Annotated in this window: 22 protein-coding genes; 11 read left to right on the top strand and 11 right to left on the bottom strand. The window is 63.6% G+C overall.

What is annotated here, in order from left to right; translation table 11 throughout:
- The first annotated feature begins 90 nt into the window (after window positions 1-90).
- Genes B6V76_RS16015 through B6V76_RS16005 form a run of 3 tightly spaced genes read left to right on the top strand, consistent with a single transcriptional unit; the run spans window position 91 to window position 1,917 of the window.
- Window positions 91-963 (top strand): S-methyl-5'-thioadenosine phosphorylase, encoded by an 873-nt coding sequence (locus tag B6V76_RS16015; protein ID WP_088727919.1) that lies wholly within the window; start codon window positions 91-93, stop codon window positions 961-963.
- A gap of 7 nt (window positions 964-970) precedes the next feature.
- Window positions 971-1,498: an adenine phosphoribosyltransferase gene (locus B6V76_RS16010; protein WP_088720355.1), complete on the top strand. Its 528-nt coding sequence runs from the start codon at window positions 971-973 to the stop codon at window positions 1,496-1,498.
- A complete protein-coding gene (locus B6V76_RS16005) occupies window positions 1,495-1,917 on the top strand; it encodes an NUDIX hydrolase (protein ID WP_088727918.1) in 423 nt (140 codons plus the stop codon). The genes B6V76_RS16010 and B6V76_RS16005 overlap by 4 nt, the downstream gene beginning before the upstream one ends.
- A gap of 121 nt (window positions 1,918-2,038) precedes the next feature.
- Here the strand turns inward: B6V76_RS16005 and B6V76_RS16000 are convergent, their stop codons facing one another.
- From B6V76_RS16000 to coxB, 10 genes are all read right to left on the bottom strand, one after another.
- The gene (locus B6V76_RS16000) at window positions 2,039-3,442 is read right to left on the bottom strand and encodes an FAD-binding oxidoreductase (protein WP_088727917.1); all 1,404 of its coding nucleotides are present in this window, start codon (window positions 3,440-3,442) and stop codon (window positions 2,039-2,041) included.
- A 110-nt stretch (window positions 3,443-3,552) separates the two neighbouring features.
- A complete protein-coding gene (locus tag B6V76_RS15995) occupies window positions 3,553-4,137 on the bottom strand; it encodes a GNAT family protein (protein ID WP_075775914.1) in 585 nt (194 codons plus the stop codon).
- Window positions 4,137-5,396: a pitrilysin family protein gene (locus tag B6V76_RS15990; RefSeq protein ID WP_075775913.1), complete on the bottom strand. Its 1,260-nt coding sequence runs from the start codon at window positions 5,394-5,396 to the stop codon at window positions 4,137-4,139. The genes B6V76_RS15995 and B6V76_RS15990 overlap by 1 nt, the downstream gene beginning before the upstream one ends.
- A complete protein-coding gene (gene thrC / locus B6V76_RS15985; RefSeq protein WP_088727916.1) occupies window positions 5,393-6,790 on the bottom strand; it encodes a threonine synthase in 1,398 nt (465 codons plus the stop codon). Before thrC ends, B6V76_RS15990 begins: the two co-directional genes overlap by 4 nt.
- A gap of 9 nt (window positions 6,791-6,799) precedes the next feature.
- Window positions 6,800-7,480, bottom strand: a complete 681-nt coding sequence (locus tag B6V76_RS15980; RefSeq protein ID WP_166504615.1) for an SURF1 family protein — start codon at window positions 7,478-7,480, stop codon at window positions 6,800-6,802.
- Window positions 7,481-7,553: 73 nt separating this feature from the next.
- Window positions 7,554-8,357, bottom strand: a complete 804-nt coding sequence (locus B6V76_RS15975) for a cytochrome c oxidase subunit 3 (protein WP_088720361.1) — start codon at window positions 8,355-8,357, stop codon at window positions 7,554-7,556.
- A 17-nt stretch (window positions 8,358-8,374) separates the two neighbouring features.
- Entirely contained in the window at window positions 8,375-8,968 is a 594-nt protein-coding gene (locus tag B6V76_RS15970; protein WP_075775909.1) for a cytochrome c oxidase assembly protein, read from the bottom strand.
- Window positions 8,965-9,159 carry a hypothetical protein gene (locus tag B6V76_RS15965; protein WP_075775908.1) on the bottom strand — a complete coding sequence of 65 codons (195 nt, stop codon included), beginning with the start codon at window positions 9,157-9,159 and terminating at the stop codon, window positions 8,965-8,967. Before B6V76_RS15965 ends, B6V76_RS15970 begins: the two co-directional genes overlap by 4 nt.
- Window positions 9,160-9,162: 3 nt before the next feature.
- Window positions 9,163-10,098 carry a heme o synthase gene (cyoE, locus tag B6V76_RS15960; protein ID WP_088727914.1) on the bottom strand — a complete coding sequence of 312 codons (936 nt, stop codon included), beginning with the start codon at window positions 10,096-10,098 and terminating at the stop codon, window positions 9,163-9,165.
- Between the two features lie 34 nt (window positions 10,099-10,132).
- Entirely contained in the window at window positions 10,133-10,918 is a 786-nt protein-coding gene (gene coxB / locus B6V76_RS15955; RefSeq protein WP_233243109.1) for a cytochrome c oxidase subunit II, read from the bottom strand.
- A gap of 261 nt (window positions 10,919-11,179) precedes the next feature.
- Between coxB and tldD the strand changes: the two genes are divergently transcribed.
- The 5 genes from tldD to B6V76_RS15930 all read left to right on the top strand — a co-directional run bounded on the left by tldD (window position 11,180) and on the right by B6V76_RS15930 (window position 18,170).
- Entirely contained in the window at window positions 11,180-12,604 is a 1,425-nt protein-coding gene (tldD, locus tag B6V76_RS15950; RefSeq protein ID WP_075775905.1) for a metalloprotease TldD, read from the top strand.
- Between the two features lie 198 nt (window positions 12,605-12,802).
- The gene (dprA, locus tag B6V76_RS15945) at window positions 12,803-13,942 is read left to right on the top strand and encodes a DNA-processing protein DprA (RefSeq protein ID WP_088727913.1); all 1,140 of its coding nucleotides are present in this window, start codon (window positions 12,803-12,805) and stop codon (window positions 13,940-13,942) included.
- 101 nt (window positions 13,943-14,043) lie between these two features.
- Entirely contained in the window at window positions 14,044-16,647 is a 2,604-nt protein-coding gene (topA, locus tag B6V76_RS15940; RefSeq protein WP_088727912.1) for a type I DNA topoisomerase, read from the top strand.
- Window positions 16,648-16,832: 185 nt separating this feature from the next.
- Window positions 16,833-17,537: a CoA transferase subunit A gene (locus B6V76_RS15935; RefSeq protein WP_088720366.1), complete on the top strand. Its 705-nt coding sequence runs from the start codon at window positions 16,833-16,835 to the stop codon at window positions 17,535-17,537.
- A 3-nt stretch (window positions 17,538-17,540) separates the two neighbouring features.
- Complete coding sequence (locus tag B6V76_RS15930; RefSeq protein WP_075775901.1) at window positions 17,541-18,170, top strand: CoA transferase subunit B; 630 nt, start codon at window positions 17,541-17,543, stop codon at window positions 18,168-18,170.
- A gap of 35 nt (window positions 18,171-18,205) precedes the next feature.
- Here the strand turns inward: B6V76_RS15930 and B6V76_RS15925 are convergent, their stop codons facing one another.
- Window positions 18,206-19,096: a lytic transglycosylase domain-containing protein gene (locus B6V76_RS15925; protein ID WP_240497882.1), complete on the bottom strand. Its 891-nt coding sequence runs from the start codon at window positions 19,094-19,096 to the stop codon at window positions 18,206-18,208.
- Window positions 19,097-19,452: 356 nt separating this feature from the next.
- Between B6V76_RS15925 and B6V76_RS15920 the strand changes: the two genes are divergently transcribed.
- The 3 genes from B6V76_RS15920 (at window position 19,453) to cpaB (ending at window position 21,042) form a co-directional block, all read left to right on the top strand.
- Window positions 19,453-19,692 (top strand): hypothetical protein, encoded by a 240-nt coding sequence (locus B6V76_RS15920; protein ID WP_166504614.1) that lies wholly within the window; start codon window positions 19,453-19,455, stop codon window positions 19,690-19,692.
- A gap of 154 nt (window positions 19,693-19,846) precedes the next feature.
- Window positions 19,847-20,059: a hypothetical protein gene (locus tag B6V76_RS15915; RefSeq protein WP_088727911.1), complete on the top strand. Its 213-nt coding sequence runs from the start codon at window positions 19,847-19,849 to the stop codon at window positions 20,057-20,059.
- A gap of 113 nt (window positions 20,060-20,172) precedes the next feature.
- On the top strand, window positions 20,173-21,042 hold the full coding sequence (cpaB, locus tag B6V76_RS15910) for a Flp pilus assembly protein CpaB (protein WP_088727910.1): 870 nt from the start codon (window positions 20,173-20,175) through the stop codon (window positions 21,040-21,042).
- Window positions 21,043-21,230: the final 188 nt, after the last annotated feature.

The following is a 21,230-nucleotide window of genomic DNA, read 5'->3' as shown; positions in this document are numbered from 1 at the left end:
GCGGCAAGTGGCTGCAATCCCTCTTTCCTCCCGCGCGCCCGGGCCTTAGGCTCGCTGCGACGCGGAAAAGACAGGCGGAGGATGCGCGGAATGGACAGGATGATCGGGGTGATCGGCGGCTCGGGCGTCTATCAGATCAACGGACTGGAGGCGGCCGAGTGGGTCACCGTCGAGACACCTTTCGGCGCGCCCTCCGATCAGGTACTGACCGGCAGCCTCGATGGCGTGAAGATGGCTTTCCTGCCCCGCCACGGCCGCGGCCATGTCGAGACGCCGACCACCGTCCCCTACCGCGCCAATATCGCCGCGATGAAACAGCTGGGCGTGACCGATCTCGTCGCCGTCTCCGCCGTGGGTTCGCTGAAAGAGGCCTATGCGCCGGGCGATTTCCTGATCGTGGACCAGTATATCGACCGCACCTTCGCCCGCGAAAAGACCTTCTTCGGTCCCGGCATGGTCGGTCATGTCTCGGTGGCCCATCCCGTCTGTGCGGAGCTTTCGACCGCCTGCGCCGAGGCCGCGCGCAAGACCGGCGTCACCGTCCACGAGGGGGGCACCTATGTCGCGATGGAAGGCCCGCAATTCTCCACCAAAGCCGAGAGCGAGCTTTACCGCCAATGGGGCGCTGATGTGATCGGCATGACCGGCATGCCCGAGGCCAAGCTCGCCCGCGAGGCGGAACTGCATTACGCCTGCGTCGCGATGATCACCGATTACGACTGCTGGCACCCCGATCACGATGCCGTGGACGTAGCGCAGGTCGTTGCCGTCGCGATGAAAAATGCCGATAAGGCGCGCGCTCTGGTCGCGGCCCTCCCGGGTCTGCTGAACGGGGCCGCGGGCGATTGCGCCACCGGCTGTACCCGTGCCCTCGACAGCGCAATCATGACCGCCCCCGACAAGCGCGACCCCGAGATGGCGCGCAAACTGAAGACCATCGCGGGCCGCGTGCTCGAGCTCTGAGGATCCCATGAACGTCAAAGACTATATCCGCACCATCGCCGACTTCCCGCATGAAGGGATCATGTTCCGCGATGTGACCACGCTTTTCGCCGATCCGCGCGGCTTCCGCATGGCGATCGACCAGATGCTTCACCCGTGGGCGGGCCAGCAGATCGACAAGGTCGTGGGGCTGGAGGCGCGCGGCTTCATCATCGGCGGCGCGATCGCGCATCAGCTGTCGAAAGGCTTCGTGCCGATCCGCAAGAAGGGCAAGCTGCCCGGCCAGACGATTTCGCAGGCTTACCAGCTGGAATATGGCGAGGCGGTGATGGAGATGCATGAGGATGCGATCAAGCCCGGCGAGAAGGTTCTGGTCGTCGACGACCTTCTGGCCACCGGCGGCACGGCGCAAGCGGGCATCCAGCTGATCGAACGCGTGGGCGGCGAGATCGTGGGCCTCTCCTTCATCGTCGACCTGCCGGAACTGGGCGGGCGCAAACTGCTCGAAGACCGCGGCATGAATGTAAGCGTGCTCTGCGAATTCGAGGGGGCGTGAGCCCCCGTCCGGTCCCCGCCATTCTCGCCGTCGTGATCCGCGACGGACAGGCCCTGCTGGTGCAACGGGCCAACCCGCCCGATGCCGGGCTATGGGGCTTTCCCGGCGGCAAGGTCGAGCTTGGCGAAACGCTTCTCGCGGCGGCAGAGCGCGAATTGCTGGAGGAAACCGGCGTGCAGGCGCGGGCCACCCATGCCTTCAATGCGCTCGATGTGCTTGCCCATGACGATGCGGGCGCGCTGGAGCATCACTTCGTGCTGATCGCGGTCGAATGTCAGTGGCAGACCGGAGAGCCGATCGCCGCCGATGACGCTCTGGATGCGCGCTGGGTCGATGTCGACCGGATGGAGAACGACTTTCCCCTAAGCCGTGATGTAGCACGGATCGCGCGGCAGGCCGCCGCGCTGGGGCCGCGTTAACGTCTTTCTTACGCAAATCGACCTAACCTGACCGGGCCAGATGGTTCGGCTGCTTGCAATGACACGTGAACCAGAACGCCGCGCTCCGCCTGCTCTCCTGGCGGCGCGTTTCTCTTGGCCCTCAGCGCTCCGCCAGCACCGCGCCGGGGTTCAGGATGCCCTTGGGATCAAGCGCCGCCTTGATCGCGCGCATCGCGGCCAGCTTGCCCGGATCGCCGTAGCGCTCCAGATCGCCCACCTTGAGCCGCCCGATCCCATGCTCGGCCGAGATCGAGCCGCCGAAACGGTCGACCAGATCGTAGACCGTCTCGGGGATCGCACGGCGCAGGTTCTCGTATTCCTTGCGGTCGCGCCCCTCGGCGGGGAAGGCGTTGAAATGCAGATTGCCGTCGCCGACATGGCCGAAGCAGTTGATCCGGATATTGCCGAGGTCGAGAAGAGCGCCACGCGCCTCTTCGATGAAAGCGGCCAGCTTCGGCAGCGGCAGCGAGATGTCGTGGCTCGATATCGACCCGATCCGCTTGTTCGCTTCCGGCAGGCTCTCGCGCAGCGACCACATCTGGGCGCGCTGGCTCTCGGAGCTTGCGATCACCCCGTCGCTGACCAGCCCCTCGGCGGCCTCGAACAGCTCCGCAAGCGCCTCTTCCGGGGTGAGCCCCTCGGGCAGACCGATCTCGATCAGCACCGACCAGTCGGGGCGCACCTCGAAAGGTTGATGTACCTCCGGTCCGACCTCGTCGAGGAAACGCAGCCCCTGCCCCGAGATCAACTCGAAGGCCGAGACACAGCCCGGCATCCGGGCCTCGGCCAGTTCCAGAAGTTCCAGCGCTGCGGCGGGGCTTTCAACAGCCATCATCGCCGTGCCGACCGCCGCCGGGCGCGGGAAGAGCCGCAGCGTCGCGGCCGTGATCATCCCGAGCGTGCCCTCGGACCCGATCAGCAGGTCCTTCAGATCGTAGCCGGTATTGTCCTTGCGCAGATGCTTGAGGCCGGAGATCACCGTGCCATCGGCCAGCACCGCCTCGACGCCCAGACACAGCTCGCGCGCGTTGCCATAGCGCAGTACGTTCACCCCGCCCGCATTGGTCGCCAGCACACCGCCGATCCGGGCGGAGCCCTGGCTCGCGATGGTCAGCGGAAACAGCCGCTCCACGCCTTCCGCCGCCTGCTGCGCCTCAAGCAGTGTCGCGCCTGCTTCGATCTCCAGCACATGGCCGCTGACCGCGCGAACCGCGTTCATTTTCTCGAGGCTCAGGATCACCGGCGCGGGGCCGTCCTCGGTGATCTGGCCGCCGACCAGCCCGGTGCCGCCGCCATAGGGCATCACAGCGACGCCCGCCGCGTGGCAGTGCCTCAGCACCGCCGCGACCTCTTCGGTCGACGTCGGCTTCACCAGCACCCCGCCGATACCGTGATAGCGCCCGCGCGGCTCTTCGAGAAAGGACGCCCCCGGCGCGCCGAGGCTCAGGCCCGGCACCGCTTCCCGCAGCGTCTCGACGAAACTTTCATCAGCGGCGGTACGCATCTCTGACTCCTTCGGCTTGGCTTAAGTATCCCGGGGGGCTGGCTGCGCCAGCGGGGGCAGCGCCCCCTCTGCCGTTCGCCCCGCAACATGTCGCGCGAGCGCAGGCGCCCCTATCGGACATCCGTCCGTCCCCGGCGATCCGAGCGCAGGTTGGAATAGAGGACGTGATTGCGCCAGCGCCCGTTGATCTGCAGGTAGCTCTGCGCGACTCCCTCGTATTTGAAACCGGATTTCTCCAGAACCCCGCGCGAGGCCGCATTCTCGGGCAGGCAGGCCGCCTCGATCCGGCTGAGGTCGAGCTTGGTGAAGGCGTAATGCACGACGGCCTCGATCGCCTCGCGCATGTAACCCTGACGCGCGTGACGCTGGCCGATCCAATAGCCCAGCGTGCCCGCCTGCGCCGGTCCGCGCCGGATATTGTCGAGCGTGATCGCCCCGAGGAACGTCTCGTCGCGGCGCGAGAACAGGAAGACGGGGACCGCGGTGCCATTCGCGATCGCGCGCGCGGCCCAGTAGACCCGGTTGGAGAAGGCCTTGCGCCCGAGATGGTCGGAGGACCAGCTCGGCTCCCACGGGGTCAGGAAGGCGCGGCTGTCCTCACGCAGGCTGGCCCACGGGCGATAATCCCCATGCTGCGGCGGACGAAGGATCATCCGATCCGTATCGATCCGCAGCTGACGACGGCGCGCGAACATCAGGCGGCGAGCCTTTCCCGCAATGCGCCCAGTTCGGGAGCATCCTTGACCGGACCGTAAAGCGCCATCGCGGTGCGACCACCGATCGCGAGCCGTTCCCCGAAATCGCGCACCGCGTCACGGGTGACGCTGTCGATCCGGGCCGAGGCCTCGTCGATCCCGGGCACCCGGCCCCAGATATAGAGGCTGCGCGCCATGCGTTCTGCGCGCGCCGAAGCGCTTTCCAGCCCCATCAGCAGCCCCGCCTTGATCTGGGCGCGGGCGCGGGCGATCTCGACCTCGGTCATGTCTTCGGCCGCGCGTTTCAACTCGTCGATGGTCAGCTCGGCCAGACCGCGAATCTCGTCGCCCGACGTGCCCGCGTAGACGGTGAACATGCCGGTGTCCTCGTAGGCGCCGGCCTGCGAGAAGATCGTGTAGCACAGGCCCCGTTCTTCGCGGATCTTCTGGAACAGGCGCGAGGACATGCCTCCCCCCATCGCGACCGAATAGACTTGCGCGGTATATAGATCGGCGTCGCGATAGCTGGGCGCTTCGATGCCAAGCGCGAAATGCGCCTGTTCGAGCTGTTTGATCTCGCGCCGCTCGTTGCCAACCCATTTCGCCGGATAAGGCGCGGGGTTCAGCGCGGGGCGCAGGTCACCGAAGATATCCTCGGCGCGTTTCACGATCTCCGCGTGATCGACATTACCGGCCGCCGAGAGGATCATCTGATCCGGGCCGTAATGCTCGGACACGAAGCCGGACAGATCGTCGCGCGCGAAGCTGCGGACCTTCTCCGCCGGGCCGAGGATGGTGCGGCCCATCGGCTGATCAGGGTAAGCTGCCTCTTGCAGCCAGTCGAAAATCACGTCGTCGGGCGTGTCGAGCGATTGGCCGATCTCTTGCAGGATCACGCCGCGCTCCACCTCGATCTCACGCTGATCGAAGACCGGGTTAAGCAGTATGTCCGAAATAACGTCGAGTGCGAGCGGCACGTCTTCGGCCAGCACGCGGGCGTAATAGGCGGTCATCTCGCGCGAAGTATAGGCGTTGATATAGCCGCCCACATCCTCGATCGCTTCCGCGATCTGCAGCGCCGAGCGGGTCTTGGTGCCCTTGAACGCCATATGTTCGAGGAAATGTGCGATGCCGTTCTGCTCGGGGCGTTCGTGGCGGCCACCGGCAGTGATCCAGACGCCGATCGCGGCGGAGGCAAGGCCCGGCATCGTCTCGGTGATGATACGCAAGCCGTTCTTCAGGGTGGTCATTTCGATCATGTGCGGCGACGCTCCCGGATCAGCGCTTCAAGGTCGGCGAGGTCGTTCGGCACCCGGGTCACACGCTCCTCGCGGGTGAACAGGTCGGCCATGCGCGGCGGCAGATCGGGGCGGATGCCCGTCGCCTCTTCTACGGCATCGGGGAACTTCGCGGGATGCGCGGTCGCGAGCGTGATCATCGGCGTGGCCGGGTCACGCGCGACGGCAGCTTTGCCCACGTTCACGCCGACCGCCGAATGCGGGCAAAGCAATTCGCCGGTTTCCTTGAGCGTATCGCCGATCTCTTCCATCGTGCGCGCCTCGCCGACCGAGCCGCTGTCGTAGATATCGCGCAGCGCACCGATGGCGTTTTCGGAGACGGTGAAGGAGCCTTCGGTTTTCAGCTCGTCCATCAGCTTCTCGATCGCGGCCCCGTCCTTGCCGTAGGCCCAGAACAGTGCGCGCTCGAAGTTCGAACTCACCTCGATATCCATCGACGGCGAGATCGAGGGCGTGACGCCCTGCTTGGTGTAATCGCCCTTCTCGAGGCAGCGATGCAGGATGTCGTTCTGGTTCGTCGCGATCACCAGACGCTCGACCGGCAAACCCATTTCCTTTGCGAGAAAGCCCGCGAAGATATCACCGAAATTGCCGGTGGGCACGGTGAAGGACACCTTGCGGTGCGGCGCACCGAGCGCCACGGCCGAGGAGAAGAAATACACGATCTGCGCCAGCACGCGGGCGAAGTTGATCGAGTTCACGCCCGCCAGACCGACCTCGTCGCGGAAGTCGAAGTCGTTGAACATGTCCTTCAGGTTCGCCTGACAATCGTCGAAATCGCCATCGAGCGCGAGCGCGTGGACGTTGCCCTCGACGGGCGTCGTCATCTGGCGGCGCTGCACTTCGGACACCCGGCCATGCGGGAAGAGGATGAACACGTCGACATTGTCGAGCCCGCGGAACGCCTCGATCGCGGCCGAGCCGGTATCGCCCGAGGTGGCGCCGACGATGGTGATCTTCTGATTGCGCTTTTGCAGTTCGATCTGGAACAGCTGTCCGATCACCTGCATCGCGAAATCCTTGAACGCGAGCGTGGGGCCGTGGAACAGCTCCAGCAGGAAATGGTTCGGCGCCAGCTGCACCATCGGCGCGCGGGCGACATGGCCGAAGCCGGAATAGGCGCGGGAAATGGCGCCGCGCAGCTCCTCGTCCGAGAAGGTCTCGGAGACGAAGGGCTTCATCACGCGGAAGGCGATTTCCTCGTAGGGCTGCCCTGCGAGCGCGGCGATCTCGTCGGCGGAAAACTGCGGCACGGTCTCGGGCACGTAGAGCCCGCCGTCACGGGCAAGCCCCGTCAGCATCGCATCGCCGAAATTCAGAACCGGGGCTTTGCCCCGAGTGGAAACATAACGCATCGTCAATCCTCAGGCCTGTTGCCGCCTGATACGCCAGAGAAGAAAGATTGTCATCCCGGCCCAGACGATTGCGAGCAAAAACCAGGTGATCGCGTAGCCGAGGTGATCGTTGGGGATGCCGGTGATCGTGACGGGGACCGGCGTTATGCCCTGCGCCGCGCCTTGGACGGTGCGGGCGACGATCAGGATCGGCTCGGTGCCGAGCTTCGCGGCCATCGCAGGCACGTCGCGGGCGAACCAGATGCCAGACTTCGCGTCGGGCTTGGGCGTGTAGCTGTCGGCTTCTTCGGGCCAGTGCAGGTTTCCGGTGACGGTCAGATCCGTTGCGGGGCGGTCGGTGCCTTTCTCGCCCTCAGGGATGAAGCCGCGATCGAGCAGGATCTTGCGGCCCTTATCGGTCTCGAAAGCGTCGATGACCCGGTAGCCCGCGCCGACGCCCTTCTGGCCCGAAAGCACGAGAATCTCCTGCCCCGTCGTGCGCCCGCTTACCGTGACGGGTTCGTATTTCAGCGGCTTGGTGTCGGTGCCTTCAGGCGGCAGCGCCTGCGGCTGGCCTTCGATCTTGGCGGAAATCTCGGCCAGCATCGCCTCTTTCCAGCCAAGGCGCTGCACCTGCCAGATGCCGAGCGAGATCAGGATCGCGCAGCCGACGACGCCCAGCAGCAGCGGAAAGATAAAGCGTTTCATCAAGCCTCCAAGAAAGCGGCGCGAGGGTCGCCCCCCGCGCCGATCTGCGCATTTTGCGTGTGATGGCCGGGGGCGCTTACGCGCTGCCCCAGATATAGATCGACGCGAACAGGAAGAGCCAGACAACATCGACGAAGTGCCAGTACCAGGCGGCGGCCTCGAAACCGACATGCTCGTTCTGGGTCATCTGGCCGCGCACGATACGCAGCAGGCAGACCAGCAGGAAGATCGTCCCGATGATCACGTGCGCGCCGTGGAAGCCCGTCGCCATGAAGAAGTTGGCGCCATAGATATTGCCCGCCAAACCGAAGGCCGCGTGGCTGTATTCGTAGGCCTGCAGCACCGTGAAGGACGCGCCGAGGATCACCGTGAGGATCAGCCCCTGCTTGACCTGGCTGCGGTCGTTCTCATGGACCAGAGCGTGGTGCGCCCAGGTTAGCGTCACGCCCGAAAGCAGCAGGATTACGGTGTTGATCAGCGGCAGGTGCCACGGATCGAAGGTAACGATGCCCTCGGGCGGCCAGACGCCATCCTTGAGCGGGCTCATCGGGCCCATCGGGTACATGGCGTGCTTGAAGAAGCTCCAGAACCAGGCCGCGAAGAACATCACTTCGGACATGATGAACAGGATGAATCCATAGCGCAGGCCGATCCGGACGACGGGCGTGTGATCGCCGGTCTCGCCTTCGTGGACTACGTCCGACCACCAGCCATACATGGTATAAAGCACCACGAGCAAGCCGCCGAAGAAGACGTAATGGGTGATGCTCTGCATCCAGAGCACCGCCCCGAAGAGCATGATGAAGCCACCAACGGCACCGAGGAAGGGCCAGATCGAGGGCGGTAGGATGTGGTAGTCGTGGTTCTTTGCGTGGGCCATGCGTCTCCCTCCGATGGCTAGTTGACCGTCTCCGTCTCCCTTTGACGGACCGAGGCGGTGTCTTCCGGCTCGGGAAGGTCGGTTTGATAGAAAGTGTAGCTCAACGTGATCGCGTGAATCCGCTTCGCATCCGCATCATCGACGATGCCGGGATCGACGAAGAAGCTCACCGGCATCTGTACCCTCTCCCCGGGTTGCAGCACCTGTTCGGTGAAGCAGAAGCACTGGATCTTGTCGAAATAGTAGCCGGCCACATCGGGCGAGACGTTGTAGCTCGCCGTGCCCGCGATGACGTGATCGGTCGGGTTGTAGGCCTCGTAGAAGGCCAGCCCGTTCTGGCCGATCTTCAGCTTCATCTCGGTCTGGACCGGCTTGAATTTCCACGGCATGCCCGGTGCCACGTTGGCGTCGAAACGCACGAGAATCTCGCGGTCGAGAACCTTGTCGGGCAGCACCTCGGCAGTGTTGGTCGTGCCGCCATATCCGGTGGTCTTGCAGAACCAGTTGTAGAACGGCACCGCAGCCCAAGCCCCTGCCCCCATCACGACGATCACCGCGAGCAGCGAGAGCAGCACGCGCGTATTCGACCGATCTGTGGGGCGCTGGGTCATTTCGAGGCGCCCTCCGCCGGCAGCACCGAGGCGCGCGGCTGGTGGTCGTAGGCTTCCATCTTCGAGCCGTTCTCGACCTTGACCACGGTCAGGCCGAAGACGATCGCGACGAACCCGAGAAGAACCGCTCCAAGCCCCACATTGCGGGTGAACCGGCGGATATGGAGGTCACTGTCCCGGGTGATTGCCATCGCTTACCAAGCTCCCAAACCGATATAGCTCAGCCCCGCTTCGGCCAGCAAAGCCGCGAAATGCGCGAAGAGGTAGATGAGCGAGAAATAGAAGAAGCGCTTTTCGACCGCGTATTTGTCGGCCTCCGCCTGCGCCTCGGTGCGGGCGTGAATCTCGATCGCGCCCTTGATGAAGAGCGCATTCATGATCAGCGCCGTCGCGAAATAGACCGGGCCGCCGATCGAGGTGAAACCGATGCCGACAGCGATGGGGGCGAGAATGAAGGCGTAGAACAGGATGTTCTTGCGCGTCACCACCCGACCGTGGGTCGAGGTCAGCATCGGCACTTTCGCCTCGTCGTAATCGGACTTCATGAACAGCGCGAGCGACCAGAAATGCGGCGGCGTCCAGAGGAAGACCAGCAGGAACATCGCCACGGATTCGATCGAGATGCCACCCGTCGACACGGCCCAGCCGATCATCGGAGGGAAGGCGCCCGCAGCGCCACCGATCACGATGTTCTGCGGCGTCGCGCGCTTCAGCCACATCGTGTAGACGACGACATAGAAGAAGATGGTGAAAGCAAGGAACAGGCCCGAGAAGATATTCGTGGCCAGCGCCAGCATCACGCAGGAGATGCCCGAGAGCGCCAGCCCGAAGCCCAGCGCCTCGCGCTCAGAGATGCGGCCCGCCGGGATGGGACGACCGCGAGTGCGGCGCATGATCCGGTCGATATCCGCGTCATACCACATATTCAGCGCGCCCGAGGCGCCACCGCCCAGCGCGATGAACAGGATCGCGACGAAGCCCACGAAGGGATGCACCGGATTCGGCGCCACCACGAGACCGACGAAAGCGGTGAAGACCACCAGCGACATCACGCGCGGCTTCAGAAGCGCGATGTAGTCGCCGAGCCGCGCCTCGTTGTCCTGTTGGCGAATATAGCTGATGTCACTCATGAAAGCGTTCCTCGGGTGTTATCGCACGATGTATTCAGTTCTGTGCGACCCGAACCGCCCCATCCGTCTCGACCGAGGCGAAGTCATTCTTCGCACGCTCGAGCCAGTTAGCGTAAACTTCCGGTGAGACAACTTTGACCACAATGGGCATGTAAGCGTGGTTGGTGCCGCAAAGCTCCGAACACTGGCCGAAATACACACCTTCTTGATCGGCCTTAAACCACAATTGCGCGATCCGGCCCGGCACGGCGTCCTGCTTCACCGCGAAGGCCGGCACGGTCCAGCTGTGAATCACGTCCGCGCCAGTGACTTGCACGACGATCGTCTTGCCTTTCGGCACCACCATCGCGTTGTCAGCTGCCAGCAGGTATTCGTCAGGTGCATAGCCATGCTCTTCGAGGTCTTCCTTCGCGAGCAGAAGCGAATCGAACGAAATGCCCTCATCGGGGTATTCGTAGCCCCAGTACCACTGGTAACCGGTCACCTTCACGGTGATGTCGCCCTCGGGAATTTCCTGCTGGTTCCACAGCGCGGGCAACGAGAAGGCCCCGATCGCCACGAGGATCACGATCGGCACGAAGGTCCAGGTGATCTCGAGAGGCGTGTTATGGGTGAAGCTGCGCGGCGTCGGGTTGGCGCGGCTGTTGAAGCGCAGCAGCGAATAGATGATCAGGGCGAAGACCAGAACGCAGATCGCGGCGATGATGACCAAAAGCATATGGTCGAGCCATTGCTGGTCTTCCGCGAGGTTGGACGACGCTGGCTGGAACCCCGTCCCGCCCAGATGCGGCTTACCGATTACCGGCAGCCCCTTGATCATGTCCTGAGCCGAGGCCTGCCCGGCGACGAGCGTCGACAGAACAGCCGACGTGACAGCGGCCGCGATACCGCGGCCCTTGCTTGCAAAGCGCATAAGTCCCATGTCTCCCTTTTGGCGGCGTTTCTCCCTGCCGCCCGACGGCGTCCGGCTCTCCCAAACCGTTCACCGTTGCGTGTTCTCACTTTAAAATCATATTGGGAGGATGGCGCAAGCAAAAGCTGCGACATTTTGGCAATTTTGATCGCTATCCGAGGAGAGACGATGACCCAGCCCGACCGTTTCGCGCCATTCGAGGACAAGCTCGACAAGGACCGCGCCCTGCAATTGCTGCGCGAGGCGACCGCGGGGGCCGAGGATGGCGAGTTGTTTCTCGAACAGCGTCGGTCCGAGGCGCTCGTGTTCGATGACGGGCGGGTCAAGACCGCCTCTTACGACGCCTCCGAAGGATTCGGCCTGCGGGCGGTGAAGGGCGATGTCGCGGGCTATGCCCATTCGACCGAGATTTCCGAAGCCGCGCTGAAACGGGCGACCGAAACTGCGCGGCTGGCCGTGGGCGACGGCGGCGGCACGATGGCGCCCCCGCCCAAAGGCACGAACCTGCATCTATATAGTGATACCGATCCGGTCTCCGACACGCCCTTCGCGGCGAAGATCGACATACTGCGCGAGATCGACGCCTTCGCCCGCGACCTCGACCCGCGCGTCGTGCAGGTCTCGGCCTCGATGGCGGCGAGCCTGCAGGAGGTCTTCATTCTTCGGCCCGAGGGCGGGTTGGTCTCGGATATCCGCCCGATGGCGCGGATCAACATCTCGGTGATCGTGGAAGAGAACGGGCGGCGCGAGTCCGGCGGTCATGGTGGCGGCGGACGCTTCGGACTGTCGGGCCTGATCGAACCCGCGCATTGGCAACCCGTCGCGCGTGAGGCGCTGCGGATTGCGCTGGTGAACCTGCGCGCAGAACCAGCGCCAGCGGGCGTTATGGATGTGGTGCTTGGCCCGGGCTGGCCGGGTGTGCTGTTGCACGAAGCAGTCGGGCACGGGTTGGAAGGCGACTTCAACCGCAAGAAATCTTCGGCCTTCGCCGGGCTGATGGGCCAGCAGGTCGCCGCGAAAGGTGTCACCGTGCTTGATGACGGCACGATCCCCGATCGGCGCGGTTCGATCACGATCGACGACGAGGGCACGCCCTCGGGCAAGAACGTGCTGATCGAGGACGGCGTGCTCGTAGGCTACATGCAGGACCGCCAGAACGCGCGGCTGATGGGCGTCGAGGCCACCGGCAACGGGCGGCGCGAGAGCTTCGCCCATGCCCCGATGCCGCGGATGACCAACACTTATATGCTCGGCGGCGATGCCGATCCGGGCGAGATCCTCGCCGATCTGAAGGACGGCATCTATGCGGTCGGCTTCGGCGGCGGTCAGGTCGACATCACCAATGGCAAGTTCGTCTTCAACTGCACCGAAGCCTATCGAGTGAAGAACGGTGTCGTAGGCGCACCAGTAAGAGGTGCGACGCTGATCGGCGACGGGCCGACCGCGATGCAGCATATCCGCGCCATCGGCAACGACCTCGCCCTCGACCCCGGCATCGGCAATTGCGGCAAGGCGGGGCAATGGGTACCGGTCGGCGTCGGCCAGCCGACCCTGATGATCGGCGGCCTCACGGTGGGCGGCTCGGCGGCGTAATCGTTTCCGACAAATACGGGCGGGACGGTCCATGAAGACCGCTTCGCCCGCGCGATCACCAGCTGCAAATCGGCGACGCCGAAAATTTGCAGTCAAAACGCAGAAAATTCCTTCCAAACGCCGCGCACACCGAGTTTTGGTAACAACTTATTAAGAATAACACGGCAAGAAGGGTGGGCGATTGAGGCGGAGGGCCGGATGGAAACAGATTTGTTTTCTTACCCCACCCCCTTCACCCCACCCACCACGGAAGAAGACGAACTATCTGCTCTTCGCCTCATTCGCTCCCGACGTGTCGGGCCCACAACTTTCCACAGATTGATCGGCGAACATGACTCCGCGACGGCAGCGCTCGCGGCCCTGCCAGAGGTCGCACGCGCGGCGGGCGTCACCGATTACACCCCTTTCCCCGAGAAACAGGCCCGCGCCGAGATCAAGGCGGGCAAGGCCGCAGGGGCGCTGCTCCTGATTCATGGAGGGCCTGACTATCCCCCCGCGCTTGCGCAGATCGACGATGCGCCACCCGTGCTCTGGGCGCTTGGCCAGCCGGAGCTGCTCGCCCGCCCGATGATCGCGCTAGTCGGTGCGCGCAACGCATCCTCGCTGGGGCTGCGCATGGCGAAGCGGTTGAGCGAAGGGCTGGGCGAGGCGGGCATCTGCGTGGTCTCCGGGCTGGCGCGCGGGATCGATGCCGCCGCCCATGAGGCCGCCCTGCCCACCGGGACGATCGCGGTGCAGGCGGGTGGAATCGACGTGATCTACCCGCAGGAGAACACGACGCTTGCCCGACAGATCGCGGAGACCGGGCTGCGGCTGACCGAAGCCCCGCCCGGCACGCAGCCGCAGGCGCGCCACTTCCCTGCGCGCAACCGGATTATCTCGGGGCTCAGCGCCGGTGTCGTCGTGGTCGAAGCGGCCCTGAAATCCGGCAGCCTGATCACTGCGCGCGATGCGCTCGATCAGGGGCGCGAGGTAATGGCCGTCCCGGGACACCCGATGGACGGGCGCGCGGGCGGCTGCAACGCGCTGCTCCGCGACGGCGCGACATTGGTGCGCGGGCCCGAGGACGTGCTGGCCGCGCTCAATGCGCGGAGAGCGACCGTTGCCCGGACCGCACCCGAACTCAGCCCCCGGCGTTCCTCCGGAAAGCCGGCTCCGGAACCCGCCGATCTGGGCACGAAGATCCTCGAACGGCTCGGCCCCTCCCCCACCGCCGAGGATCAGGTGATCCGCGATCTCGACGTGCCGGCGGCGGCCTTTTCACAGGCCCTCACCGCACTCGAAATCGAGGGCCGAATAGAGCGCCATCGCGGCGGGCTGATCAGCCGCCCGGTTTAAGGCCTGCGGGATTTCCTCAGCGCCAGGGTGCATTGACAATCCCCACCAAACCCCCACATGTTCCGCGCCCAGACCCTTTAGCGCTGAATAGTGAGGACCTTATGGCCGTTGTCGTCGTCGAATCCCCTGCCAAGGCCAAGACGATCAACAAGTATCTAGGGTCCGATTACACCGTTCTCGCCTCCTTCGGTCACGTCCGCGATCTGCCTCCGAAAGACGGTTCGGTCGATCCCGAGCACGATTTCGAGATGAAATGGGAAGTCGCGAGCGACTCGAAAAAGCACATCAAGGCGATCACCGACGCGCTGAAAGATGACGACACGCTGATCCTCGCAACCGACCCCGATCGCGAAGGCGAAGCCATCTCGTGGCACCTGCAGGAAGCGCTGGAGAAGAAGCTCAAGGGCAAGAACGTCTCCCGCGTCACCTTCAACGCGATCACCAAGACCGCAATCCAAGAAGCGATGAAGCATCCGCGCGATGTCGATGCCCCGCTGGTGGAGGCCTATCTCGCCCGCCGCGCACTCGATTACCTCGTGGGCTTCAACCTCTCGCCGGTTCTCTGGCGCAAGCTGCCTGGCGCGAAATCGGCGGGCCGTGTCCAGTCGGTTTGCCTGCGCCTCATCGTCGAGCGCGAGATGGAGATCGAAGCCTTCAAACCGCGCGAATACTGGACGGTGAAGGTGATCCTGACGACGCCGCGCGGTCAGGAATACGAAGCGCGCCTGTCGGTTCTCGGCGGCAAGAAGCTCGAGAAATATGACCTCGAGAACGAGACCGCAGCCGAGATGGCGGTGCAGGCGATCACCTCGCGCGATCTCAGCGTGACCTCGGTCGAGGCGAAGCCCGCCAACCGCAACCCCTACCCGCCCTTCATGACCTCGACGCTGCAGCAGGAAGCCAGCCGCAAGTTCGGCTTCGGTGCGCGCGCCACGATGTCGGCGGCGCAGCGTCTCTACGAGGCGGGGCACATCACCTATATGCGGACCGACGGCATCGACATGGCCCCCGAGGCGGTGATGCAGGCGCGCGATGCGATCAAGGACAAGTTCGGCGACAGCTACGTCCCGAAAAGCCCGCGCATGTACAAGAACAAGGCGAAGAACGCGCAGGAAGCGCACGAATGTATCCGCCCCACGGATATGTCGAAATCGCCCGACAAGCTGAAGCTCTCCGACGATCAGTGGAAGCTTTATGATCTGATCTGGAAACGCACGATCGCGTCGCAGATGGAAGCGGCCCGGTTCGAGCGGACGACCGTTCTCGTCGGCTCCGGCGACGAACAGGTGGAACTGCGCGCGACCGGCTCCGTCGTTGTGTTCGACGGCTTCCTGAAAGTCTACGATCAGGGCCGCGACGACGATGAGGGCGAGGACAGCAACCGTCTGCCGCAGATCCACGAGGGCGAAGAGGCGAAGAAGGGCGACATCACGCCCGAGCAGCACTTCACCCAACCGCCGCCGCGCTACACCGAGGCGACCTTGGTCAAGCGGATGGAAGAGCTCGGCATCGGGCGCCCCTCCACCTATGCCTCGATTGTCACGACGATTCAGGATCGCGGCTATGTCCGCAAGGACAAGAACCGCCTGATCCCGGAAGATACCGGGCGCTTGGTGACGGCCTTCCTGTCGAACTACTTCAAGCGCTACGTGGAATACGATTTCACCGCCGATCTGGAAGATCAGCTCGACGATATCTCCGCAGGCGATCGCGACTATAAGGAAGTGCTCAAGCGCTTCTGGCGCGATTTCTCGGCAGCGTTGGAAGAGACGTCGGAGCTGCGGATCTCGGAAGTGCTCGACAAGATCGACGAGGTTCTGGCGCCGCATCTCTATCCGCCGCGCCCCGACGGGTCGGACCCGCGCATCTGCCCGCTTTGCGGCAGTGGCAAGCTGCACCTGAAGACCGCGCGTTCCGGCGGGGCCTTCATCGGCTGCGGCAACTATCCCGAATGTCGTTTCACCCGGCCTCTGTCGGCGCCCGATGGCGACGATGAGGTTCAGGCGCTCGACGGCAAGGTGCTGGGCTATGACGAGGAGCAGGCGATCACGCTGCGTGTGGGTCGTTTCGGCCCTTACGTCCAGAAGGGCGAACCGACCGAGGATGTGCCGAAACCCCCTCGCGCTTCGCTGCCCAAGGGCTGGAAACCCGAGGAAATCGACCTCGAAAAGGCGCTGCTGCTCTTGAGCCTGCCGCGGGAGATCGGCCCGCACCCCGAGGACGGCGAGTTGGTCGAAGCCGGGATCGGCCGCTACGGGCCCTACGTCAAGAAGGGCCGGATCTACGCGAACCTGCCGGAAGTGGACGAGGTGTTCACCATCGGCATGAACCGCGCCGTGGAAGTGATCGCCCAGAAAGCCGCCAAAGGCGGGCGCGGTGCCGCCGCGAAACCTCTCAAGGAGCTGGGCGAACACCCCGAGGGCGGCCCGATCGCGGTCATGCCGGGGCGCTACGGGCCGTACGTCAAATGGGGCAAGATCAACGCGACCCTGCCGAAAGAGCTTGAACCGGAAGCCGTCACGCTTGAAGACGCGCTTCCGCTGATCGAGGCGAAGGCGGCCAAGAAGGGCGGCACGAAGAAGAAAGCCGCACCTAAAAAAACGACCGCGAAGAAGCCTGCGGCCAAGAAACCGACCGCCAAGAAGACCGCCGCGAAGAAACCCGCGGCGAAAAAGACGGCGGCCAAGAAGACTGACGAGGAGTGAGGCGCCCTCGCCCACGTCGTCTTGATGAAAATATCCCGGGGAAGCGCGACAGCGCGGGGGCAGAGCCCCCTCCCGGCGCGCTCGCGCGCGAAGTTGACCCCAACACACCACCCTCGCCGCATCGCAGCAATTGACTCCCCTCCGCCCCGGCGTCATCTTCACGCGCATATGAGCGGAGGATATCCATGAACAAGATTTACGGTTCCGCGAAGGAGGCTCTCGACGGGCTTCTCTTCGACGGAATGCTGATCGCGGCAGGCGGCTTCGGCCTCTGCGGCATCCCTGAAATGCTGATCGACGCGCTGGTCGAGAGCAAGGTCAAGGACATCACCGTCGCGTCGAACAATTGCGGCGTGGACGGGTTCGGCCTCGGCAAGCTGCTCGACACGAAGCAGATCAAGAAGATGATGTCGTCTTACGTGGGCGAGAACGCCGAGTTCATGCGCCAGTATCTGAGCGGCGAACTCGAGCTGGAATTCAACCCGCAGGGCACTCTGGCAGAGCGCATGCGCGCCGCCGGCCACGGCATCCCCGGCTTCTACACCAAGACCGGCTACGGCACCCAGATCGCCGAAGGCAAAGAGGTGAAGGTGTTCAACGGCGAGCACTACATCCTCGAAGAGGGCATCTTCGCTGACGTCTCCATTGTGAAGGCGTGGAAAGCGGATGAGACTGGCAACGCTGTGTTCCGCAAGACGGCCCGCAACTTCAACCCACCGGCGGCGATGTGCGGCAAGGTCTGCGTGATGGAAGTCGAAGAGATCGTGCCCGTGGGCTCGCTCGACCCTGACTGCATCCACCTGCCCGGCATCTACGTGCACCGCCTGATCCAGGGGGAACATGAGAAGCGCATCGAGAAAGTCACCACCCGCGAAAAGAAGGAGGCCTGACCCATGGCATGGGATAGAAATCAGATGGCCGCCCGCGCGGCGCAGGAGCTTGAAGACGGCACCTATGTGAACCTCGGCATCGGCATCCCGACGCTGGTCCCGAACTTCATCCCCGAGGGCGTGCACGTCACGCTGCAATCGGAGAACGGCATGCTGGGCATGGGCCCCTTCCCCTATGAGGGCGAAGAGGATCCCGACCTGATCAACGCTGGCAAGCAGACGATCACCGAACTGCCCAACACGGTCTATTTCGACAGCGCGATGAGCTTTGGGATGATCCGTGGCGGCAAGATCGCGATGGCGATCCTCGGCGCGATGGAAGTGGCCGAGAATGGCGATCTGGCGAACTGGATGATCCCCGGCAAGCTGGTGAAGGGCATGGGCGGCGCGATGGACCTCGTGGCGGGCGTGAAGCGCGTCATCGTCGTAATGGATCACACCAACAAGCATGGCGACAGCAAACTGCTGAAGGAATGCACCCTGCCGCTGACCGGCACCGGCGTCGTCAACCGCATCATCACCAATCTCGGTGTCCTCGATGTGGTCGAGGGCGGGCTGAAGATCGTCGAATGCGCCGAGGGCGTCACCGAGGACGAGATCCGCGAAGCGACCGAGGCGACGATCGTCAACTGATCGCCTCCATAGGTTAGTTACGGAAAGAGCGGCCTTCAGGGGCCGCTCTTTGCCATTTGGGTGACCCGGAAAACGCAACCGTCGCTCACCAGCTGCGGGCGCGTCGCACAGAGCCCCCGCGCCACGTTCCACGCCGCCAGCACCTTGGGCACGTAGTCGCGCGTCTCCGCATAGGGCGGCACGCCGTCATTGCGCTTCACCGCGTTCTCGCCCGCGTTGTAGGCGGCGATGACCATCAGCGGATCGCGGTCGAATTCCTTCATCAGCCAGTCGAGATAGCTCACCCCGCCCGCGATGTTCTGCGCCGGGTCCTTGCTGTCTTCGACTTCGAACCGCTCTGCGGTCGCTGGGATCAGCTGCATCAGCCCCACGGCCCCTGCATGGCTTTGCGCGTCATGCCGCCCGCCCGATTCCACCGCGATCATCGCCAGCACCAGCGCTGGCGAGACCTCGGTCCCGATGGTCGAACGCAGGATATCGGTGCCATGCGCCCGTGCGATCTTCGCCAGATCGTTGAGCCGCGGCTCGCGCACCCGCGTACCTTTCGGCCCTTGCGACAGAGCGGAAATCGCCTGATCGAACCGCCCCGCTCGCTCGCCCAGACGCGGCGAGACCTTGTTCCAGTACCACGCGTAATGCGCGGGCACGCGCGGCGTCGGCGTAGAGGCCGGAGCCTCGCCCGTTGCGCTGTCGTCCGCGGGAGGCGCCGTTTCCGGCTCCCAGGGCTGCTTCGCCATCGCGGCAAGCTGGCGCTTCTGTTCCTCAGGGTCGATCTGGATGGTGATGAAGCGTTTGGTGCCCGGCGCGGGCGGTTTGACCGTCTTGGGCTTCACGCTCTTGAAGAGGGGGGCTGCGGGCTCGGCCCCCACGGGCGCGACCACGGCCACCATCGCACTGCAGAGAATCCCTGCGAAAACCTTGCGCATCTGCGCCACCTGCTCACTGCCTCGCGCGGCTCTCGAGGGCCGCTTTGGCCCGACTATCCCTGAAAACCTGGAAAAATTCCAGAAAATCCGCCCCTTTCAGTCCCGCGAATCGCGGTGTGATGACCGGAATCCTGACGCAAAATGCAAATGTTCCAAAAAATTTGGATTTTTATTTCCTTATTTCACAATGGGTTAGATTTCGCGTCAGCCTGAATTTCCATTTTCGCGAAATCGCCTGCGATGCGCCCAAATCGCGCCACGTTCCGGAGGCCATATGTCCCCATACCGCGAGACGGAAACCGGCACGGACGCCAACCGGGACCGCGGGGCAGAGACAAAACCTTAGGAGAGACACCATGATGAAATTCTTCAAGCTCAAGAAGTTCCACGACGAAGAAGACGGCGCTGTGACCGTTGACTGGGTTGTGCTGACCGCTGCCGTCGTCGGCCTTGGCGCCGCCGCGCTGGCCCTGGTCCGCACCCAGACCGCTGGCCTGTCGGATCGTATCGCCACCTACCTGAACGGCGCGCAGGTTGCAGACTCTTTCTCGACCGATGAGATCACCGCCGGCGCCACCAAGACGACCACTCCGTAAGCGAGTTTGAACGGCACACAATGTTAAGCCGCTCGAGAGAGCGGCTTAACATCTTAAAGCAAGCCTATTCGGCAAGGCGCTCCAACTTCTCTCGTTTCGGAGCCTTGCTTCGCGTCGCCCTCCGGCGATCGCCGGAAGAAAACGAGGATGCTTCATGTTCCGGAAAAAAATATTCGACATACTTGAAGCGGAAGATGGCGCTGTCACTGTCGACTGGGTTGTTCTCACCGCCTCGGTCGTTTCGCTCGGATTTATCGCAGCATCTTTCATCTGGGATGAAACTGGCGGAGCCTCGCGCAAAATTGCGAACTACATCAGAACGCAAGAGCTTGCCACGACATTCACAGATAGCGAGCTGGGCAAATAGAACCAGCTTTCAATCTTGGGCCCGACCCACGCCAACGTTTCGCCATCTTTGCCTGCAACAAAGCGACTCTCGCCGCAGCGTTGTCGTCGAAATGAAAACAGAAGGATGAACCAATGCGACTGATCTTCGTTCTCTTCCTTGTTGCTGGCGTCGGCCTCGCAGGCGTGGCGGTCATGATGGCGCAAGGTCAAATCGCGCAGTTCCAGGCCGAACGGGACCAGTTGGTCGCTATGCAGAAGGATGCACCGAAGCTCGCCGATGTCGTCGTTGTGCGGAAAGAGCTGAAATACGGTGAGCATTTTGGCCCCAAAGACCTCGCCACCATCAAGATGCAAGCCAACGCGGTGCCGAAAAACGCCTTTACTGTAATCACCGCGAAGCAAGGCACGCCGGAAGCCGCACGTGCTGCGTTCCTGGAGGGAGAAACCCGTGATCGGGCGTCGATGCGCGCGCTTACTCCCGGAGAAATGCTGCTCGCCTCGCGTGTCACCCAACCGGGCGAGAACGCGGGCATCATGGCGAGCCTCCCGGACGGTCGTCGCGCGTTCACGATCCAAGTTTCGTCGACTTCGGCAGTTTCGGGCTTCCTGCGTCCGGGAGATTTTGTCGATGTCTACTGGTCCGGCTCAATCAACGGGGAACCCGTCACGAAGCTGATCGACAGCAACCTGAAACTGATCGCGATCGACCAGAGCACCGATCCCGACCGCACCAGCGCGACCCAGATCGCGCGCTCGGTCACGGCAGAAGTCAGCCCCGAGCAGGTCGCGGCCCTGACGCTCGCACAGAACACCGGTCGCCTGACCCTTTCGCTCGTCGGTTTGGAGAACAGCGCGCAACTCGGCCAGATCGAAATCAACCGCGATGAGCTGCTTGGCATCAAGAGAGAAGAAGTCAAACAGGTCGAAAAAGCGCAGGTTTGCACGATCAAGACCCGCAAGGGCACGGAAGTCATCGAGACGCCGATCCCCTGCACGAATTAAATAAATGACAAATATCAGTCGCTTGCGCGGGGCTCTACGGGGCCCCGCTTTCATATGTGACACGTTTTCCACATCAAGAACGACGCTCAATCCATTGATTCTTGCAAAAAAACAGGTCTTGCCGCATTCTTTCCCGCAATAATGGACCATAACAGTCCCTAAGCAGGCAGAAGATTTGCGAGTGGCGT

Origin of the sequence: Thioclava sp. IC9 (assembly GCF_002213225.1) — a bacterium.
Lineage (GTDB): Bacteria > Pseudomonadota > Alphaproteobacteria > Rhodobacterales > Rhodobacteraceae > Thioclava > Thioclava nitratireducens.
This window is presented reverse-complemented; position numbering and strand designations above follow the sequence as displayed.

Excerpts from the sequence above, each read along its gene's own strand:
- B6V76_RS15920 (WP_166504614.1), top strand. The coding sequence starts at position 19,453 with ATGATGAAATTCTTCAAGCTCAAGAAGTTCCACGACGAAGAAGACGGC.
- B6V76_RS15930 (WP_075775901.1), top strand. The coding sequence starts at position 17,541 with ATGGCATGGGATAGAAATCAGATGGCCGCCCGCGCGGCGCAGGAGCTT.
- B6V76_RS15990 (WP_075775913.1), bottom strand. The coding sequence starts at position 5,396 with ATGATCGAAATGACCACCCTGAAGAACGGCTTGCGTATCATCACCGAG.
- B6V76_RS15975 (WP_088720361.1), bottom strand. The coding sequence starts at position 8,357 with ATGGCCCACGCAAAGAACCACGACTACCACATCCTACCGCCCTCGATC.
- B6V76_RS15970 (WP_075775909.1), bottom strand. The coding sequence starts at position 8,968 with ATGACCCAGCGCCCCACAGATCGGTCGAATACGCGCGTGCTGCTCTCG.
- B6V76_RS16015 (WP_088727919.1), top strand. The coding sequence starts at position 91 with ATGGACAGGATGATCGGGGTGATCGGCGGCTCGGGCGTCTATCAGATC.
- dprA (WP_088727913.1), top strand. The coding sequence starts at position 12,803 with ATGGAAACAGATTTGTTTTCTTACCCCACCCCCTTCACCCCACCCACC.
- B6V76_RS15965 (WP_075775908.1), bottom strand. The coding sequence starts at position 9,159 with ATGGCAATCACCCGGGACAGTGACCTCCATATCCGCCGGTTCACCCGC.
- B6V76_RS15915 (WP_088727911.1), top strand. The coding sequence starts at position 19,847 with ATGTTCCGGAAAAAAATATTCGACATACTTGAAGCGGAAGATGGCGCT.
- thrC (WP_088727916.1), bottom strand. The coding sequence starts at position 6,790 with ATGCGTTATGTTTCCACTCGGGGCAAAGCCCCGGTTCTGAATTTCGGC.
- B6V76_RS15995 (WP_075775914.1), bottom strand. The coding sequence starts at position 4,137 with ATGTTCGCGCGCCGTCGTCAGCTGCGGATCGATACGGATCGGATGATC.
- B6V76_RS15935 (WP_088720366.1), top strand. The coding sequence starts at position 16,833 with ATGAACAAGATTTACGGTTCCGCGAAGGAGGCTCTCGACGGGCTTCTC.
- tldD (WP_075775905.1), top strand. The coding sequence starts at position 11,180 with ATGACCCAGCCCGACCGTTTCGCGCCATTCGAGGACAAGCTCGACAAG.
- cyoE (WP_088727914.1), bottom strand. The coding sequence starts at position 10,098 with ATGAGTGACATCAGCTATATTCGCCAACAGGACAACGAGGCGCGGCTC.
- B6V76_RS16010 (WP_088720355.1), top strand. The coding sequence starts at position 971 with ATGAACGTCAAAGACTATATCCGCACCATCGCCGACTTCCCGCATGAA.
- B6V76_RS15925 (WP_240497882.1), bottom strand. The coding sequence starts at position 19,096 with ATGCGCAAGGTTTTCGCAGGGATTCTCTGCAGTGCGATGGTGGCCGTG.
- cpaB (WP_088727910.1), top strand. The coding sequence starts at position 20,173 with ATGCGACTGATCTTCGTTCTCTTCCTTGTTGCTGGCGTCGGCCTCGCA.
- B6V76_RS16000 (WP_088727917.1), bottom strand. The coding sequence starts at position 3,442 with ATGCGTACCGCCGCTGATGAAAGTTTCGTCGAGACGCTGCGGGAAGCG.
- topA (WP_088727912.1), top strand. The coding sequence starts at position 14,044 with ATGGCCGTTGTCGTCGTCGAATCCCCTGCCAAGGCCAAGACGATCAAC.
- coxB (WP_233243109.1), bottom strand. The coding sequence starts at position 10,918 with ATGATCAAGGGGCTGCCGGTAATCGGTAAGCCGCATCTGGGCGGGACG.